Origin of the sequence: Bacillus sp. FSL L8-0193, assembly GCF_037976065.1 — a bacterium.
In the GTDB taxonomy this organism is placed as follows: domain Bacteria; phylum Bacillota; class Bacilli; order Bacillales; family Bacillaceae; genus Bacillus; species Bacillus paralicheniformis.
On the sequence record NZ_CP150261.1, the window covers coordinates 870,947 to 890,950 of the forward strand.

11 protein-coding genes are annotated in these 20,004 nt (G+C 51.9%); 6 read left to right on the forward strand and 5 right to left on the reverse strand.

Features of this window, described 5'->3' with window-relative positions; all coding sequences use genetic code 11:
* Positions 1 to 112 precede the first annotated feature (112 nt).
* The 3 genes from MHH76_RS04310 (at position 113) to MHH76_RS04320 (ending at position 9,798) form a co-directional block, all read left to right on the forward strand.
* On the forward strand, positions 113 to 1,735 hold the full coding sequence (locus tag MHH76_RS04310) for an NTTRR-F1 domain (RefSeq protein ID WP_268441487.1): 1,623 nt from the start codon (positions 113 to 115) through the stop codon (positions 1,733 to 1,735).
* A 225-nt stretch (positions 1,736 to 1,960) separates the two neighbouring features.
* Positions 1,961 to 7,639 (forward strand): NTTRR-F1 domain, encoded by a 5,679-nt coding sequence (locus MHH76_RS04315; RefSeq protein WP_339224568.1) that lies wholly within the window; start codon positions 1,961 to 1,963, stop codon positions 7,637 to 7,639.
* A 233-nt stretch (positions 7,640 to 7,872) separates the two neighbouring features.
* Entirely contained in the window at positions 7,873 to 9,798 is a 1,926-nt protein-coding gene (locus tag MHH76_RS04320; RefSeq protein ID WP_339224054.1) for an NTTRR-F1 domain, read from the forward strand.
* Positions 9,799 to 9,973: 175 nt separating this feature from the next.
* Here the strand turns inward: MHH76_RS04320 and MHH76_RS04325 are convergent, their stop codons facing one another.
* The 5 genes from MHH76_RS04325 to MHH76_RS04345 all read right to left on the reverse strand — a co-directional run bounded on the left by MHH76_RS04325 (position 9,974) and on the right by MHH76_RS04345 (position 16,433).
* Entirely contained in the window at positions 9,974 to 11,065 is a 1,092-nt protein-coding gene (locus MHH76_RS04325; protein ID WP_035339212.1) for a DegT/DnrJ/EryC1/StrS family aminotransferase, read from the reverse strand.
* A complete protein-coding gene (locus MHH76_RS04330; RefSeq protein ID WP_035339210.1) occupies positions 11,062 to 11,604 on the reverse strand; it encodes a DapH/DapD/GlmU-related protein in 543 nt (180 codons plus the stop codon). The genes MHH76_RS04325 and MHH76_RS04330 overlap by 4 nt, the downstream gene beginning before the upstream one ends.
* Positions 11,605 to 11,621: 17 nt before the next feature.
* Positions 11,622 to 12,596 carry an NAD-dependent epimerase/dehydratase family protein gene (locus MHH76_RS04335; protein WP_035339208.1) on the reverse strand — a complete coding sequence of 325 codons (975 nt, stop codon included), beginning with the start codon at positions 12,594 to 12,596 and terminating at the stop codon, positions 11,622 to 11,624.
* Between the two features lie 66 nt (positions 12,597 to 12,662).
* On the reverse strand, positions 12,663 to 14,036 hold the full coding sequence (locus MHH76_RS04340) for a glycosyltransferase (RefSeq protein ID WP_043054179.1): 1,374 nt from the start codon (positions 14,034 to 14,036) through the stop codon (positions 12,663 to 12,665).
* A gap of 153 nt (positions 14,037 to 14,189) precedes the next feature.
* Positions 14,190 to 16,433 (reverse strand): glycosyltransferase, encoded by a 2,244-nt coding sequence (locus MHH76_RS04345; protein ID WP_035339204.1) that lies wholly within the window; start codon positions 16,431 to 16,433, stop codon positions 14,190 to 14,192.
* 193 nt (positions 16,434 to 16,626) lie between these two features.
* Between MHH76_RS04345 and MHH76_RS04350 the strand changes: the two genes are divergently transcribed.
* The 3 genes from MHH76_RS04350 (at position 16,627) to MHH76_RS04360 (ending at position 20,000) form a co-directional block, all read left to right on the forward strand.
* On the forward strand, positions 16,627 to 17,709 hold the full coding sequence (locus tag MHH76_RS04350) for a glycosyltransferase (protein ID WP_031304956.1): 1,083 nt from the start codon (positions 16,627 to 16,629) through the stop codon (positions 17,707 to 17,709).
* A gap of 120 nt (positions 17,710 to 17,829) precedes the next feature.
* Positions 17,830 to 18,939 (forward strand): DegT/DnrJ/EryC1/StrS family aminotransferase, encoded by a 1,110-nt coding sequence (locus MHH76_RS04355; RefSeq protein WP_035339202.1) that lies wholly within the window; start codon positions 17,830 to 17,832, stop codon positions 18,937 to 18,939.
* The gene (locus MHH76_RS04360; protein WP_035339200.1) at positions 18,936 to 20,000 is read left to right on the forward strand and encodes a Gfo/Idh/MocA family oxidoreductase; all 1,065 of its coding nucleotides are present in this window, start codon (positions 18,936 to 18,938) and stop codon (positions 19,998 to 20,000) included. The genes MHH76_RS04355 and MHH76_RS04360 overlap by 4 nt, the downstream gene beginning before the upstream one ends.
* The last annotated feature ends 4 nt before the right edge of the window (positions 20,001 to 20,004 follow it).

Below are 20,004 nucleotides of genomic sequence, written 5' to 3' on the forward strand. Positions count from 1 at the left end.
TAGCCGTGTTATATAACGTGTCTGCAAAAAAAGAGAGATCATAGGATATAGAGCTTCAATATCTTTTAAAGATCATTGCAGCCAGAAAATGAAAAGAATTGGGGGTGGAAAAATGTCCATTCAAAACGCGGTGATGAACGGTGGTTTTGAGACAGGTGCTTTCTCGCCTTGGGTAGGCGTAAACGCATCTGTTTCAAGCCAGTTTTCGCACTCGGGATTTTTCTCTGCGAGATTTTTGGGCGGAACAGCCACATCATATATTGCTCAATTTGTTCCGGCCAGGGCTGGGGAAGGAAGCGAATTTCTTGTTTCTCTTGCGAGAGCGGGATTTCTCCCGGCACCTTCTGTAACGATACAAGTTACTTATTTTGACAGTCAATTTAATTTTCTCGGATACGGGCTGTTTGCCACTGTGCCGTCAAGCAGAATACCGGCAGCCGAAAATGGGACATGGCTTGAAGTCTATCAAACAACTTCACCGGCTCCCCCCGGCACCACCCAGGCATTCATTTTGATCAACAACATTCCGCAGGCGGGAACTGCAAGTGTGCTTGTGGATGATGTTGCTCTATTGAGTGTTGAGGGTGGAGGAGGTCCAACCGGAGCGACAGGTCCGACGGGAGCCACCGGCCCAACAGGACCAACAGGCCCAACCGGGGCAACCGGAGCGACAGGCCCAACGGGATCAACAGGCCCGACGGGAGCGACCGGATCAACAGGTCCGACCGGATCAACAGGTCCGACCGGATCAACAGGCCCGACAGGCGCAACAGGCCCGACGGGATCAACAGGCCCGACCGGAGCAACCGGAGCGACCGGACCGACGGGATCAACAGGTCCAACGGGAGCGACAGGACCGACGGGAGCGACGGGTCCAACGGGAGTGACGGGTCCGACGGGATCAACAGGCGCAACGGGATCAACAGGCCCGACCGGAGCCACGGGATCAACAGGTCCAACGGGAGCCACAGGAGCGACGGGTCCAACGGGAGTGACGGGTCCAACGGGAGCAACAGGCGCAACTGGATCAACAGGTCCGACGGGAGCGACAGGTTCGACAGGAGCGACAGGTTCGACAGGAGCGACGGGTCCGACAGGAGCCACCGGAGCAACAGGAGCCACAGGTCCAACGGGAGTGACAGGTCCGACAGGAGCCACAGGTCCAACGGGAGCAACGGGAGCAACGGGAGCAACGGGTCCAACAGGAGCCACAGGTCCAACAGGCGCAACGGGTCCAACAGGTCCAACAGGAGCCACAGGTCCAACAGGAGTAACAGGTCCGACGGGAGCGACAGGTCCAACAGGAGCGACAGGTCCGACGGGTCCGGGAAGTCTGTTGGGAACACCGGCGCAGTCAACTGACCCTGTTTCACTCACAGTTGGCAGCGAAACACCAATTCTAACGACAACTGTTACCTCTTCAGCTGGACAGAATATAAAACTCGATTCTATGGCTGAAGTTGATATTATCATAGGGCCAGCTACTACTTTTGAATACAGTATAATTTTTACATTGTATAGAAATGACGTCGCTATCGCACAAGTGTCTGTTGATTCTCAGGATGAAAAATCGGCAGGTTCGGTTCGTGTATATGGTGATATTCCTAACCTTACATGGGTTGATACACCAGGGGCAGGAACACAAACTTATGAGGTTAGAATTAATGTAACAGGGACTAACCTTTTGGCAGCCAATGTTAATACAAGAGCGCTAAATGCTGTAATCTTTGATTGATTGTAAAATGAAGAGTCCCCTTTAAGTTTTCATAAAGCTTAAAGGGGGTTTTTGTTTAAAAGATTCTAATGATAAATTATAAAATTTATCATTTATAGTGATTGGCGTTATAAAAATTCAAAGAAATAGAGTTTTATCCAAACGGTATACATAGATATTTCATATTTTGTTTGAGGGATATTATTATCTCAATTTTTGAGAAAGGGTGGTGAAACTTGATTGACCATTGAGAATCGAATAATAAATGGAGGGTTTGAAACCGGTTCTCTGCCGCCTTGGACAGGATTTAATGCCGTAGTTACTTCTAATTTCAGCCATTCAGGGATTTATAGTGTTAACTTGGTAACTTCATCGATTGGAATCTTAGCTCAGAGCTTTCTGGTTAACCCGGGAGAGAATTTTGAATTTGTTATATCTATTTCAAAAGCTAGCAGCGCTCCTTCTCCTGCGATTGTAATAACAGTAGATTATTACAACTCCTCTTTTGACTTTTTGTCGCAGGGATTAAGCTTAACAATTCCAGTAAACCGTCTATCTGCAGTAAATGTGTGGAATGAAATATATGCTACAACGAATAGTGCTCCTCCTGGAACCGTTATAGGAGTGGTAACTATTCAAAAACTCCCTCTTAGTGGGGGGGCACCGATATTAATTGATGATGTTGCAATGATAACAATTGATCAACCAGGAGCGACGGGTCCAACCGGAGCCACAGGTCCTACGGGAGCAACAGGTCCAACAGGAGCCACCGGAGCGACAGGACCGACGGGAGCAACCGGAGCGACAGGCCCAACGGGAGCAACTGGTCCAACAGGAGCCACCGGAGCGACAGGCCCAACAGGTCCGACAGGAGCAACAGGCCCAACAGGTCCGACAGGAGCAACAGGCCCAACAGGTCCGACAGGAGCAACAGGAGCAACCGGCCCGACAGGCGCAACTGGATCAACCGGAGCGACAGGTCCAACAGGAGCGACAGGCCCAACCGGGGCAACAGGAGCAACCGGAGTAACAGGTCCAACGGGTTCAACCGGTCCAACCGGAGTAACAGGTCCGACAGGAGCAACAGGCCCAACAGGTCCGACAGGAGCAACAGGCCCAACAGGTCCGACAGGAGCAACAGGAGCAACCGGCCCGACAGGCGCAACTGGATCAACAGGAGCGACAGGCCCAACCGGGGCAACAGGAGCAACCGGAGTAACAGGTCCAACGGGTTCAACCGGTCCAACCGGAGTAACAGGTCCAACCGGAGTAACAGGTCCAACCGGAGTAACAGGTCCAACCGGAGTAACAGGTCCGACAGGAGCGACAGGCCCGACAGGAGCAACCGGCGCAACGGGAGCGATGGGTCCAACAGGGGCGACAGGACCAACGGGTCCAACCGGAGCCACAGGTCCAACAGGAGTAACCGGGGCAACAGGAGCAACCGGAGCCACAGGCGCAACGGGTCCGACAGGAGCCACAGGAGCGACAGGCCCAACGGGATCAACCGGCCCGACAGGAGCCACAGGCGCAACGGGTCCAACTGGATCAACAGGTCCGACGGGAGCAACCGGGGCAACAGGCGCAACTGGATCAACAGGTCCAACAGGAGTAACCGGGGCAACAGGCGCAACCGGAGTAACTGGTCCAACGGGTCCAACAGGAGTAACCGGAGCCACAGGCGCAACGGGTCCGACAGGAGCAACAGGAGCGACAGGCCCAACGGGATCAACCGGCCCGACCGGAGCAACGGGTCCAACAGGGGCAACAGGCCCAACGGGATCAACCGGAGCGACGGGTCCAACAGGAGCAACCGGTCCGACGGGAGCAACCGGGGCAACAGGAGCAACCGGAGCCACAGGCCCGACGGGATCAACCGGAGCCACAGGCCCAACAGGTCCAACGGGAGCCACAGGCGCAACGGGAGCAACCGGAGCGACAGGCGCAACGGGTCCAACAGGGGCGACAGGACCAACGGGTCCGACAGGAGCGACAGGTCCGACCGGAGTAACCGGGGCAACCGGAGCAACGGGTCCAACAGGAGCAACCGGTGCAACCGGAGCGACAGGTCCAACAGGAGCAACAGGAGCAACCGGAGCCACAGGCCCGACGGGATCAACCGGAGCCACAGGCCCAACAGGTCCAACGGGAGCCACAGGCGCAACGGGAGCGACAGGCGCAACCGGAGTAACTGGTCCAACGGGAGTGACAGGCCCGACAGGAGCAACCGGCGCAACGGGAGCGACGGGTCCAACAGGGGCGACAGGACCAACGGGTCCAACAGGGGCAACAGGCCCAACGGGAGCAACCGGAGCGACGGGTCCAACAGGAGCAACCGGTCCGACGGGAGCAACCGGGGCAACAGGAGCAATCGGAGCCACAGGCCCGACGGGATCAACCGGAGCCACAGGCCCAACAGGTCCAACGGGAGCCACAGGCGCAACGGGAGCAACCGGAGCGACGGGAGCGACAGGCGCAACGGGTCCAACAGGGGCGACAGGACCAACGGGTCCGACCGGAGTAACCGGGGCAACCGGAGCAACGGGTCCAACAGGAGCAACCGGTGCAACCGGAGCGACAGGTCCAACAGGAGCAACAGGATCAACCGGAGCCACAGGCCCGACGGGATCAACCGGAGCCACAGGCCCAACAGGTCCAACGGGAGCCACAGGCGCAACGGGAGCGACAGGCGCAACCGGAGTAACTGGTCCAACGGGAGTGACAGGCCCGACAGGAGCAACCGGCGCAACGGGAGCGACGGGTCCAACAGGGGCGACAGGACCAACGGGTCCAACCGGAGCCACAGGTCCAACAGGAGTAACCGGCCCAACAGGAGCAACGGGTCCAACTGGATCAACAGGTCCGACGGGAGCAACCGGGGCCACAGGCGCAACTGGATCAACAGGTCCGACGGGAGCGACAGGTCCAACAGGAGTAACCGGGGCCACAGGCGCAACCGGAGTAACTGGTCCAACGGGTCCAACAGGAGTAACCGGAGCCACGGGAGCGACAGGTCCAACAGGAGCGACGGGAGCCACAGGAGCAACGGGTCCGACAGGAACAACCGGCCCGACCGGAGCAACGGGTCCAACAGGGGCAACAGGCCCAACGGGAGCAACCGGAGCGACGGGTCCAACAGGAGCAACCGGTCCGACGGGAGCAACCGGGGCAACAGGAGCAACCGGAGCCACAGGCCCGACGGGATCAACCGGAGCCACAGGCCCAACAGGTCCAACGGGAGCCACAGGCGCAACGGGAGCAACCGGAGCGACGGGAGCGACAGGCGCAACGGGTCCAACAGGGGCGACAGGACCAACGGGTCCGACAGGAGCAACAGGAGCAACCGGAGCAACCGGAGCAACCGGAGCCACAGGCCCAACAGGTCCAACGGGAGCCACAGGCGCAACGGGAGCGACAGGCGCAACCGGAGTAACTGGTCCAACGGGAGTGACAGGCCCGACAGGAGCAACCGGCGCAACGGGAGCGACGGGTCCAACAGGGGCGACAGGACCAACGGGTCCAACCGGAGCCACAGGTCCAACAGGGGCGACAGGACCAACGGGTCCAACTGGATCAACAGGTCCGACGGGAGCAACCGGGGCCACAGGCGCAACTGGATCAACAGGTCCGACGGGAGCGACAGGTCCAACAGGAGTAACCGGGGCCACAGGCGCAACCGGAGTAACTGGTCCAACGGGTCCAACAGGAGTAACCGGAGCCACGGGAGCGACAGGTCCAACAGGAGCGACGGGAGCCACAGGAGCAACGGGTCCGACAGGAACAACCGGCCCGACCGGAGCAACGGGTCCAACAGGGGCAACAGGCCCAACGGGAGCAACCGGAGCGACGGGTCCAACAGGAGCAACCGGTCCGACGGGAGCAACCGGGGCAACAGGTGCAACTGGATCAACAGGTCCGACGGGAGCGACAGGTCCAATAGGAGCCACGGGAGCGACAGGTCCAACAGGAGCCACGGGAGCGACAGGCCCAACAGGAGCGACAGGCGCAACTGGCCCAACGGGAGCCACAGGCCCAACAGGTCCAACGGGAGCCACAGGCGCAACGGGAGCCACCGGAGCGACGGGAGCGACCGGAGCAACGGGTCCAACAGGGGCAACAGGCCCAACGGGAGCCACCGGAGCGACGGGTCCAACAGGAGCAACCGGTCCGACGGGAGCAACCGGGGCAACAGGTGCAACTGGATCAACAGGTCCGACGGGAGCGACAGGTCCAATAGGAGCCACGGGAGCGACAGGTCCAACGGGAGCGACAGGCTCAACAGGCCCAACAGGAGCAACTGGTGCAACCGGAGCGACCGGACCGACGGGAGCGACAGGTCCAACGGGAGCGACAGGACCGACGGGTCCAACGGGAGTGACGGGAGCGACCGGAGCCACCGGCCCGACCGGAGCGACAGGTCCAACAGGAGCAACCGGAGCCACAGGCCCGACGGGATCAACCGGAGCGACAGGCCCAACAGGTCCAACGGGAGCCACAGGTGCAACGGGATCAACCGGAGCGACCGGAGCAACGGGTCCAACAGGAGCGACAGGTCCGACCGGTCCGACCGGAGTAACCGGGGCAACCGGAGCAACGGGTCCAACAGGAGCGACAGGTCCGACCGGAGTAACCGGGGCAACCGGAGCAACGGGTCCAACAGGACCAACGGGAGCCACAGGAGCAACCGGCCCGACAGGAGCAGCGGGTCCAACAGGACCAACGGGAGCCACAGGAGCAACCGGCCCGACAGGAGCAGCGGGTCCAACCGGAGCGACAGGCCCAACGGGAGCAACCGGCCCGACAGGAGCAACGGGTCCAACCGGAGCCACAGGTCCAACAGGAGTAACCGGCCCAACAGGAGCAACCGGTCCAACAGGAGTAACCGGGGCAACGGGAGCCACCGGAGCGACGGGAGCCACAGGCGCAACGGGTCCAACAGGGGCGACAGGAGCAACGGGTCCAACCGGAGCGACAGGTCCAACAGGAGTAACCGGGGCAACGGGAGCGACGGGTCCAACAGGGGCAACCGGAGCAACGGGTCCAACCGGAGCGACAGGTCCAACAGGAGTAACCGGGGCAACGGGAGCCACCGGAGCGACGGGAGCCACAGGCGCAACGGGAGCGACGGGTCCAACAGGGGCGACAGGACCAACGGGTCCAACCGGAGCGACAGGTCCAACAGGAGTAACCGGGGCAACGGGAGCGACGGGTCCAACAGGGGCGACAGGAGCAACGGGTCCAACCGGAGCGACAGGTCCAACAGGAGTAACCGGGGCGACAGGAGCAACGGGTCCAACAGGGGCAACAGGACCAACGGGTCCAACAGGAGCCACAGGTCCAACAGGAGTAACCGGGGCAACCGGAGCAACGGGTCCAACCGGAGCAACGGGAGCGACAGGTCCAACAGGAGCAACCGGCCCAACAGGTCCACAGGGTCCGACGGGTCCGCCGGGTGAAGTAGGAGTAATGGTAGTAGCTGGTCCAACCGGCCCAACAGGACCAGCTAGTCCACAAACCGCTATATTCTTTAACAATCTATTTGGGTCTACTACTGTTTACAATCCACCAACGATTCCTTTAAATACAGAAGTAACTGTTGTGTCGGTTCCTAATGTATCGGTCACTAGTGGGCAAAATATTAAGGTGGATTATGCATTGGCGATAGAAGCCGTAAATACTGCAAACAGTAATATAATTTTTGAAATAAGGCTATATAGAGGTGGAACTTTAGTTCAAACAAGAATATTTAATAGAAGTCTCGCGGCTGCCGGCACTCAAAGGTTTCCATTAGCCAGCACAATTGTTGATACAATTCCTGCCACCGCAACAGTTGAATATTCCGTTAGGGTAGCGGTAACAATGGCTTCAAACGTTACTTCTGCTGCAGCATTCAATAGAAATTTAAATCTCATTCGGTTCCCTTAAAGGGAGGGGGAAAGCTAAATGGAGCTTTCCCCTTTTGAAGTTTCATATTAAGTAAAAGGACGTTGTTGTTAAAATTAATATATTTTGCTTCTCTCGGATTTAGCTGCTATAAATGTGTTTTAATCATATGGAAAATAACGTGACCGAGCTTAGCAGGGAGACATAGTATATGTTAGCTTCATTCTTGAAAAGAGAATTGAGGCTAATCTAGTGAAAGGGAGGTAAAATCCTAGATGTCGATCCAAAATTTGGTTGTCAATGGCGGCTTTGAAAACGGGGCACTTCCACCCTGGGTAGGCCAAAATGCAACCGTCACAACTCAATTTTCCCATTCAGGTTTTTGGTCGGCAAGATTACTGGGCGGGGCTGTTACTTCTTTTATTGCACAATTTGTTCCAGTAGATGCAGGAGAAGGTTTGGAATTTTTAGTTTCTCTAGCTAAAGAAGGTTTTCCTGCTCCATCGCCTCAGGTGCAAATTCAAGTGTCTTATTTTGATAGTTCATTTAATTTTCTAGGCCAAGGTCTCTTTTTAAATATCCCGTTCAACAGACTACCAATTGTTGAGAATAATACATGGCTTGAAGTCTATCAAACGACGACCCCAGCTCCAGCTGGCTCTACTATGGCTTTCATTTTGATTAATACTTTGCCGCAGGCAGGTACAGCGAATGTCATTGTAGATGATGTAGCACTATTAGATGTAGAAGGCGGAGGAACAGGTCCAACCGGCCCGACAGGTCCAACAGGTCCAACCGGCCCGACTGGAGCAACCGGCCCAACAGGAGCAACCGGCCCGACCGGAGCAACCGGCCCAACAGGAGCAACCGGCCCGACGGGAGCAACCGGCCCAACAGGAGCAACCGGTCCGACGGGAGCAACCGGCCCAACAGGAGCAACCGGCCCGACGGGAGCAACCGGCCCAACAGGTCCAACAGGCGCAACCGGAGCAACAGGCGCAACGGGAGCGACGGGAGCAACCGGTCCGACGGGAGCAACGGGAGCGACAGGCGCAACCGGAGCAACCGGCCCGACGGGAGCAACCGGCCCGACGGGAGCAACGGGAGCGACAGGCGCAACCGGAGCAACCGGCCCGACAGGCCCAACCGGAGCGACAGGAGCAACCGGTCCGACGGGAGCAACCGGCCCGACAGGAGCAACGGGAGCGACAGGCGCAACAGGTCCGACGGGAGCAACGGGAGCGACAGGCGCAACAGGTCCGACGGGAGCAACCGGCCCAACAGGTCCAACAGGCGCAACCGGAGCGACAGGCGCAACAGGTCCGACGGGAGCAACCGGAGCGACAGGCGCAACCGGAGCGACAGGAGCAACCGGAGCGACAGGCGCAACCGGAGCGACAGGCGCAACCGGAGCGACAGGCGCAACGGGAGCGACAGGCGCAACGGGAGCGACAGGCGCAACGGGAGCGACAGGCGCAACGGGAGCGACAGGAGCAACCGGTCCGACGGGAGCAACGGGAGCGACAGGAGCAACCGGCCCAACAGGTCCGACGGGAGCAACGGGAGCGACAGGAGCAACCGGCCCAACGGGAGCAACGGGAGCGACAGGAGCAACCGGTCCGACGGGAGCAACCGGCCCGACAGGAGCAACGGGAGCGACAGGAGCAACGGGAGCGACAGGAGCAACAGGAGCGACAGGAGCAACCGGCCCGACAGGAGCAACAGGTCCAACAGGAGCAACAGGAGCGACAGGCCCAACAGGTCCGACGGGAGCAACTGGCCCGACAGGAGCAACCGGGGCAACCGGTCCGACAGGAGCAACCGGTCCGACAGGCCCAACCGGAGCAACGGGAGCAACCGGCCCAACGGGAGCAACCGGCCCGACGGGAGCAACAGGTCCGACGGGAGCAACCGGGGCAACCGGAGCAACGGGAGCAACCGGCCCGACGGGAGCAACCGGTCCAACCGGAGCAACGGGAGCGACAGGCGCAACCGGTCCAACAGGTCCAACCGGAGCGACAGGTCCAACCGGCCCAACAGGTCCGACGGGAGCAACCGGTCCAACCGGAGCAACGGGAGCGACAGGTCCAACAGGTCCAACCGGAGCGACAGGTCCAACTGGCCCGACAGGTCCAACTGGCCCGACAGGTCCAACTGGCCCGACAGGTCCAACCGGCCCAACAGGTCCAACCGGCGCTTAATATTTAACGACTATTAGCAAATATTTTCCGTTTGTTTTTCCGGAACTTCGCTGGAATGCTATGCGAATGATTCAGGGGGCAGTAAACCTATGGTTTACTGCCTTTTTTCTATTGCTTATTTCTAAGAATAAAAACATCCCTGTCACTATTTTGTGAAAGGGATGTTTTTGATTGATTAGACTTTACGTTGGCTAAATGATTGAATGGCTGAGACTACCTGCTCCACATTGACTTGGTCATGACAGGGGAGGGTGATCGTATTTTGTTCAAGAAAAATGGAATTGGGTTTAATCTGTCTGTATTTGCGGCGGTAATAGGTAGTGCCGCTTAAGCAATAGGTGCCGAAAGTCGACTCTATATGGCAGTCGCTCAAATATTGAATCAATTCGTCGCGAACGATGTTTTTTGGAATTTTGAAAACGGCGGATTGTGTATTGTGTACAACGTCAGGTCCGATTTTTTGACTTTGGAATCCGAGGGGTTCAAGCTGTTCACTATATGCTTTCTGCTGAAGGTTTCTGCGATGAATGATGTCATCTAGTTTTTGGAGCTGTTTGATTCCAAGAGCGGCTTGGATATCAGATAATCTGTAGTTGTAGCCGAAATCCATAAAATCCAATTGGCCGTCAGAGATAGCGGCGCCATGGTTTAACTTGACTGAAAACCAATCTTTCAACGCTTCCCGGTCGGTTGTAATTGCCCCTCCTTCGCCTGTCGTAAGCAGCTTTCTGGGGTGAAAGCTAAAACAGGTAAGATCGGCAATTTTTCCGGATTTACAACCGTATTCACTGCTGCCCATCGCACAAGCGGCATCATCCACAAGCGGTAAGCCGTACGCTTCACAAATGTGTTTGATGTTTGTGATACCTGTCGGGTTTCCAAGAGCATCTACAAAAAGAACGGCTTTTGTCCGGGACGTGATTTGACTTTCCAGCTCTTCTGGAAGCATGTTAAATGTTTCAAGATCAACATCGGCAAAAATCGGCTTGGCACCTAAATCTTCTATTACATTGACAGTGGCGGGAAACGAAAAGTCTGAGACGATCACTTCGTCTCCGGGTTGGACGTTAAGGCTTTTAAGGCACATCGATAAAGCCGTTGTAGCCGATGTTGTTAAAAAAGCATGCTTTGCACTTACATACTGTTTAATATGATCAGCAAATGTTCTGACATAAGGGCCTTTTGTCAGGATGCCGGAAGAAAATATTTCTTTTAATTCTGCTTCCACTTCTTCAAACGTAATATACGGCTCGATCAATCTGATCATGAGGGCTCCTCATCTTTCATCCTTCGGTTTTTGATCACCTTTGCCGGCACGCCTACCGCTATGCTGTACGGGGGAATATGACGATTGACGACGGCGTTTGCTCCGATTTTGGAGTGGGCGCCTATCGTAACGCCTGCTAAAATAGACGCACCGATCCCGATGTTGCAGTTTTCTTCAATATGAATGGGAGCGAATGTAAGCGGCGAAAACAAAATGGTACTATCGGGTATATCAGGATCGGTATGGTAGGCGGCGTGTATCCGGACATTCGGACCAATTCCCGCAAATTCTCCGATTGTAACCCCGCCGGCACCGTGTATAAAACATTGCTGACCGATCCAGCTGTTTGAGCCGATGATCAGGTCATGCTTATAATAGCCTTTTAAAATCGTGTCATGGCCGATATAAACGTTATCTCCGATATAGATATTTTCCGGATGAAAAATGCGGACTCCGTCTTCAATAACGACATTTTCGCCGCACCCTCCAAGCTGGGAAAGGGTAAATTCACCTTTTCCTTCGCTTTTCCATTGTTTCAACAAAAGCGCCTCCTTTCTTATTGATCCAAATTTTTTCGAATGCTTTCAGCTGTTCTTGTGATCCCTTCTTCCAGATCTACTTTTGCGCTGAAACCGAGCATTTCTTTTGCTTTATTGACCTGAGGGATGCGAAGTTCAATATCGGCTTCTTTTTTCTCTCCAAAGAAGATTTGCGATTTTGATCCAAGAACTCTGATAATCGTGCTTGCCAATCCGTATACAGTGATCACAGTCCGTTCATTGCCGATGTTGAAAGACTCTCCGATGGCTTCTTTCATCGTCAAACAGCGCAATATTCCGTCGATCATGTCATCTACATAACACCAGGCCCGGATTTGCGTTCCGTCGCCGTGAATATAAATCGGCTCATCTAACAGAGCTCTGTGAACCATCGTTTTGATGGCGCCTTCCCCGACTTGTTCCGGTCCATAAACATTAAAAGGGCGGACGGTGACGGTCGGGAGCCCCAGTTCTTTAAAATAGGCATATGCCATATGTTCCTCGGCGAGTTTGCTGACAGCATATGTCCAGCGAGCTTCTCCCACAGCTCCTAAAACAGTATGACTGGTCTCGCGCGCTCTGAAAGCGATTTGGCCGAACACTTCACTCGTACTGAAACAAACGACCCTTTTGCATTCGGTTAAACCTGCAGCCGCTTCTAGCAGATTGGCTGAACCGATCATGTTGACCTGCATCGTTTTAACGGGATTTTGAATGACCGTGTCAATCCCTGCGATGCCGGCGGCGTGGACAATGTGGCTGGCTCCCTGGATCGCCTTTTTAAGCGTGTTCACATCTAAAATGTCTCCCTGCACCACTTTCAAGTGAGGATGGTCCCGGTAAGGTTTATACCGGAGGGAGTCTCTTGAAAAATTGTCGTATACGGTGACGCTGTTGCGCTCTATCAGTTTTCCTATTAAAGAGGATCCGATAAAGCCTGCTCCGCCAGTTATGAAAATATGCTGGCCGGATAACTCTGTCATATCGCTCATCAATTGTTCACCTGCTTGTTTCGTTTTTTTGAATTACAAATCCCGCGACGCGAAAGGTGTTCAATATCATCCCGAAAGTAGCGTCTGATAAACAGCCAGCATTTTTTTGCTGTTTTTCACCATATCATGATGAACTTCTGCATACTTTCTTCCTTTCTGGCCGATTTCCGGCAGCATATCCCGGTTTTTCAGCATATTTTCAATCACTTCTGTAATGTTGTCGGGATTTGCTCTTATGAGAGGCAGTTCGGAAGGATAGTGCTCCTTCATAAAATCACTGACCCAACAGATAACGGGTTTCCCCATTGCCATCGATTCGACGGCAAATAATCCATAGCTGCCGATATGAAGCTGATCAATGATCAAATCCGCCTTTTGATAGATTTTCTTTGCCTGTTCATGAGAAACCCCTCGTACTAGGTGAAAATGAAAATCGTATTTTTCTTTTAAAGACTCCACCGCCTTAAGGATATGGCGGGTTCCTTTTATTCCTGGAGAGGTGGGGGCATGAACGATGAGCGGTTTTTCATTTGACCTGTAGTCGGGAATATAGCGGTCAAGCTGGATCATGGTAGGAATCATGTGGATATGCTCATAATAGTCTTTTACATACTCGTAAAGTTCCATATCGGCGACGATGCAGTGCTGGACATATTGTGAAATTCGTTTGAGGTGATATCGAATTCGCGCTTCGTTTTTCGTTTTGACAACGGCGTATGGATTTGTTTTAGCCAATGTTGAATAAAGCCTCACATCGCTGCCCCAATGATGCATGATCATTGGTTTACCCGCCTGTTTTAAAATGGGATAATCCGACATGTCCAGCGTAAAGCTTGTGCCAAAATGAAAATGGAACAAATCATAGGATGGCAAGAGATCACTGGCAAGCCTTCTCAGCTTCGCATTCATGGCGGGCGTATTGCGTTCTTTCAGCAATGACCAGGTGTAGTCGGCAGCGTAATTTAAATAATAAGGATAGTAATTTAAAGTGTGGGCAAGCGCGCCATGCTGTGAGAGCCCTTTAGCCAAGGTGTTCATTTGGTTGGCGATTTCCATTGTGCCTTGCAAAACGCGGATTTGCCCAGCCGGAGGCTCGGTTTTTTCATGAACAGGAAGATCAAGCTTTGGCCCGCTTTCGGTTTCTGCTCCATCTCCTTTTTGAAGATAGGCCGCGCTCTCTTTTTCCCTTCCGGTGCGCAGGCACACTTTTCCCATCAGCAGATTTAAAGATCTGTTATCAGGAAAAAGGTCAAGCCCCCTCCAGAGCCATAGCCAGGCGTTATGGTCATGGCCGAGATAGACAGAAAGAGAGGCTTGAAGAAAATAAAAATCGGGCTCGTTATGCGAGCCGTCGGCTTCCCACTCTTTTAAGCGCTTCATGGCTTTGTTCCAATCTTTTTGTTCCAGACAATGAATGATGTCTGACTTGAAATCTTTCATGATGACCTCCCATCGATCACGCTGCTTTCAATTTCTCCTTTTAATGGCAGAATAAAAACGCTTTGTGCGCTCTATCATACGTATAAATGAATCTATATGACTGTGTATTTGTGCGAGAGTATAAGAGAAAAACCTTCCACAGAGCGGAAGGCATTATATCAGCTGGATTTTTTTAATATTTTTCATATATCGTTCATACTGATTGTCTGAAGCGAGGCTTAATTGGAAGTATTCATCCATTTTATCCAGAAGCGGCTGAATGCATTCTTTTTTGGCGTCTTGATCTAAATGCCGGGTATATCCGTTTTGTGCGTATCTCCGGGCCATTCTCCAAAAGGTTTTTCCGATGCTGAAATATTTCAAGGACTGTCTTTGATTTTCCTCAAGCTCCTTCCATTTGATATGGGGAAAATAGACGCTTTCGTCAAATTCTTTCACAATATAGTCGATGACGTACACAAGCGATTGAATCCTTTTATGCAATTGGTAGGAAATATTGTTTTGATGGCGGCGGTAGCACAATACAGGTTTTCTTAAATAGCGGCGCTTCCAGCCGCGCTTCGTGTTGGCCAAACAATTCAGCACATCCCCTGCAAGCGGCTTTTGCGGATCAACCAGCCAAGTAAAGCCTTTTTGCTGATAATAAGATGCTTTAAACATGCCCACCATCGGGACAATGCCTGAGCCGCCCCTTTGAAAAATAGTCCTCACCAGCTCCTCATCGCCATACTCTTGATACGTCCACAGCCCTGCATTTTTTCCGTGTTGATCAACAAGCAAAAGGTCCCCGTACACATAATCTAATCCCTCTTCTCCAAAAAAGCACTGCATAAAGTCATGGAGCACCAAATTGTGCGGAAGGAAATCATCTGCGCTTAAAAGCAAAACATATTCGCCTTTTGCCTCTTGGAAGATTTCCTTAAAAGCGAGATCAGGAAGTTTTGTATTTTCGCTGTGGCATATCGTTCGAATGTGCGGATGCGTTTTTTGATAGCTGCTGATTTTTTGCATCGAGTCGTCAGTTGAGTGGTCGTCAACGATCAGAATGTCGATATTAGGGTAGAGTTGATTTAAAACGGATTGAAGGCATTCATCAATAAAATTACTGTAATTATAGTTGATGATGCCTACCGTAATCAGCGGCGGATTTGGCATAACCGTCAACTCTGACTGCTTTGCAAAGCCTGAAATCATCTCTTCAATTTTGCGCATGCTCAGGTCATATGAATAATGCTCTTCAATAAACGACCGATAATGGAGAGATGTATAATCACCGCTTGTGATCATGGCCACGAATTCATCTATTGTATTCCAAACAACTGATTCATCGTATATCGTCTTTGCGCCGTAAAAGTTGTGGATCAGCGGTTTAATGCCTTTAGCCATCGCTTCCATGGCCGACATATGCTGACTTTCAAGAAGGCTCGTGCAAATCAGGTAATGCTTATCTTCCAAGTATTGATTCATATCATCCTGCCATCCGTCAAATTGGACGCTGTCAGTCAGCCGGAGTTCATCAATCATTTGCTTGAAGTACAACTGATAGCGGGCGTCCTGAAACGTCCCGGCGATGAACAGTTTGTATCTTGAGTCTTTGTCAATCAGTGCCTTGAAAGCCTGCAGCAAAAGCATCGGACCTTTTTTATAGTTGATATAGCCGACATATGCGATATGAAAGCCTTTTTGCCTTTGCTGAAAGGTGTATTCGTCTAACTTGATTCCATTTGGAACGACGGCCGTTTTCTCTTTTTTCAACGATTTAACTTGATCTAATACATATTCCCGCATGTGTTCCCCGTCAAAGATCACTTGATCCACCGCTTGCCAATATACCTTTTTAATATAAAAAGTAAATGCTTCATAGCTGTGGAGCCTGCATATTAATGTTTTGGCCGCTGCAGAAGGGACTTTGCTCCCGTGGATCAATAAATCATCGCACCATTCAAACCAGCAAATATCCGCCCATTGCATACCAGTGTCGATTTGATTCAAATCATGAACCGCGATTTTTCTGGTCCGGTAAGTTCCGGAAAGGCGCTCAACGACAGCATTCAAAAACCGGTCTAAATCCGGTTTGACGAAAAAAATGATCTTTGGACGCCTGACCATTTTTTTGAAAAGGTCTTCTTTCTCCTTCATGAGGCGATGTTGATGTTCGCTCCTGACAAACAGGAGGGCATCATCATATAATTCAGACGCTCTCTGAACCTGCTGCTTTTTTTCATAAACAAAAGCAGCGCTTATCAGTAAGCCGGGATCGAAGGGAGCGGCTTCCAGCCTCTCTTCCAGCTTCTGCGCAGCATCGTGCCATTTGTGTTGAAATATCAGTTGGGATATTTCGGTTTCTCTCCAGCTAAGCCCAACAGAGTCTAGCAAATATTCCAATTCATTATCCATCTGAAACCTCCTGGTTAAACACATTTTCGCTAGTAGTATCTATATTCAAGCGAGAAAAGAAAGTTCTATGAAAAATACTTCGGAAATGGCACAGCCTGAAAAGCTAAAACAGTGACAGCGGCACAAACGCGATCAGCTGCTGGTTCATATTTTATGGGTAGATTTTAAAAAAGAGTCTCAGGGAGTGAAGGCTTTGGTTACAATCAGCCTATGTATGATTGTCAAAAATGAAGAAGAAGTATTGGCGAGATGCCTTGATACAGTGAAAGACATTGTAGATGAAATTAACATTGTGGATACGGGATCGACAGATCAAACCGTAGAGATTGCGAAGCGCTACACAGACCGCGTCTTTTTCTTTGAATGGATCGGCGATTTTGCGGCTGCCCGCAATGAATCGTTTAAACACGCCACAAAGGATTATATTCTCTATCTGGATGCGGACGATGTGTTGCTTGAGGAAGATCAGAAAAAATTAAAAGAGTTGAAGGAAACGCTTGATCCTTCCGTTGATTCCGTGTCCATGTACTATGATGCGGGAACTGACGAATTCGGAAATGTGACATTAAGGTACCGCCGCAACCGCCTGGTGAAAAGGGAGAAAAACTTTAAATGGAAAGGCGACTGCCATCAATATTTGGAGGTATTCGGGAACATCATCAATGCCGATATCTCTGTGACGCATAAAAAAATCCGCCACTCTGTCGGACGAAACCTCAATATTTACCAAAAGAAGATCGATCGCGGCGACACGTTTACCCCGCGCGACTATTTTTACTACGGAAATGAATTAAGAGAAAACAGACACTACGAAAAAGCAATTGAAAGCTACAATAAAAACATTGAAATGAAAGAAGGATGGATTGAAGACAAAGTATACGCCTGCATCAACAAAGCCGACTGCCACCGCTTTCTCGGCGACTTGGATAATGAGCTGAGATCGCTCTTCCAGTCATTTGAATTTTCCAAAACGCCTCGTGCCGAAACATGCTCAAGAATCGGCTATAACTTTCAGCGGCGGCGGGAATACAATGCCGCTATCTACTGGTATGAGCTGGCGACAACACTGGTGCCTGATTCAAATAAATGGAGCTTCACCTATCCGGCATATTACACTTGGTACCCTCACTTGCAAATGTGTGTGTGCTACTACAATTTAGGAGACTTTGAAAAGTCGTATCAGCACAATGAAGAGGCGAGAAAATACCGTCCCGATGACAAATCCGTCCTTCATAACAAACAGCTGCTGGAAGGGAAATTAGGCATTAACAAATAGCATGGTCAAGACTTACTGAACAAGTAGGTCTTTTTTTATGAAAAAAATCAAGCCGTGCCAAATTACCGGCAGGCATCATAACTTATTTTGGAACTTTTTGATTTTAGAGGAGGAACAGAGATGATCCCGTTAATCAATTTAAAACGCCAGTTTCAAACGGTAAAACAAGATATTTTACAAGAGTTGGAGCATGTGTTGGACAGCGGCCAATATATATTGGGGCCGAAGGTTGAAGAGCTGGAGAAAAGAATAGCCGAAAAGCTTGGTGTAAAAGAAGCGGTCGCGGTCGCCAACGGAACGGATGCATTAGTGCTGACGCTCGAAGCTTTCGGTATCGGCAAAGGGGATGAGGTCATTACGACGCCGTTCACTTTTTTTGCGACCGCCGAAGCTGTCTCAAGGGTGGGGGCTAAGCCGGTGTTTGCTGATGTTGATCGTGAAACCTGCAACCTTGATCCGAAAAAAATAGAAGAAAAGATCACCCCTGCTACTAAAGCGATCATTCCCGTCCACATTTTCGGACAGCCGGCTGATATGGACGAGATCATGGCGATTGCCAAAAAACACGGACTGCTTGTGATTGAGGATGCCTGCCAAGCGTTCGGCGCTTCATATAAAGGGCGGCCTGTCGGCAGCATCGGGGATGCCGCCTGTTTTTCATTTTTCCCGACAAAAAACTTAGGAACGTTGGGAGACGGGGGAATGGTGACGATTTCAGATCCGGATGCGGCCCGGCAATTAAGAACACTCAGAACCCATGGCACAAGCAAAAAATACTTCCATGACAAAATCGGTTTCAACAGCCGTCTTGATGAATTACATGCCGCTGCTTTGCTCATTCTTCTTGAGAAAATCGACGGCTGGAATGAACAAAGAAGAAAAGTTGCCAGCCGCTACAGGGAAGGTTTGAAAACGGCGGAGCATCTCACACTGCCGGCTGAGAAAGAAGACCGCACACATATCTATCATCTCTATTGTATCGGCGCGAAAGACCGCGACGAATTCATTCAATCGCTGAAAGAGCAGAACATTCATTCAGGCGTGTATTATCCTTGCTGCCTTCATTTGCAAACGGTCTATTCTTCATTGCAGTACAAAAAAGGCGATTTCCCTATAGCCGAGTCCTTGTCCGAAACCCTTTTCGCGATTCCGATGGATCCTTTTCTAGCCGCTGAGGAACAAGAGCAAATTATTTCCGCGCTGCTGAAAAAAGGAGGAGGGGGAAAGTGACGGTTCATTTCGGTTTAATCGGCTGCGGCTATATGTCAAGAAAACATCTTCAAGCACTGGCCGGGTGCGGTGATGCAAAGTTGTCGGCCGTCAGTGATTTGCAGGAAGAACGGATGAAGGAGGCGGAACAATACTATGCTTCCTTCGCCGGAGATGAAAGCCGAATGACCCGTTATCAGCAGTATCAAGCGCTGCTTTCAGATTCTAAAATAGAAGCGGTCATTATTGCGGCGGTTTCGGGACTGCACGCCGAAATGGCCAAAGCTGCGCTGCAGGCAGGCAAGCACGTCATCGTCGAAAAACCGATGACCTTGTCATTACAGGATGCCGATGAGCTGATAGAACTGGCGGAACAGAACGGGCTGAAGCTCATGGTCTGCCACCAGATGCGCCACCGGCCGATCATGAAAAAACTGAAGGAAACGATTGAGAGAGGAAAACTGGGAAGGATCTACTTAGGCACAGTATCGCTTCGCTTAAACAGGTCACCCGCTTATTATGAAGCGGCAACCTGGCGGGGAAGCTGGGAAAAAGACGGCGGGATGCTGGTCAATCAAGGGATACATCTGATCGATCTGCTGCAATGGTTTTTAGGTGATGTAAAAGGCGTTTACGGAGATATACTGGGCGGTTCCGGAGCAAAAGAAACGGAAGATGTTGCTGTCGGTGTTCTGACGTTTGCCAGTCAGGCGAAAGGAGTAGTAGAAGCGAATATCGTCACACAGCCAAACAATATCGGAAGCTCTCTCTCGATTTTTGGAGAACATGGAACGATTTCATTGGAAGGCCCGGCATTAAACCGGATCAGCCGCTGGTATATCCACGGGGAGAAGGATGCTGCTGAAGAAGCGGCGCAGCTGATTGATCTCGGCGGCGAACAAACCGCCATGTACCAAAACTTTATAAGCGCCGTCAAGCGCCAAGACACACTATTGGTTGACGGTTATGAAGGGAAAAAGGCGATTGAAACGATTTTTGGAATCTACCAGTCTGTGCTGCAGAAGCAGCCGGTGCAGCTGCCTCTTTCTTCGTTTCAAACATCTGATATGAAAAATAAATAGGTTT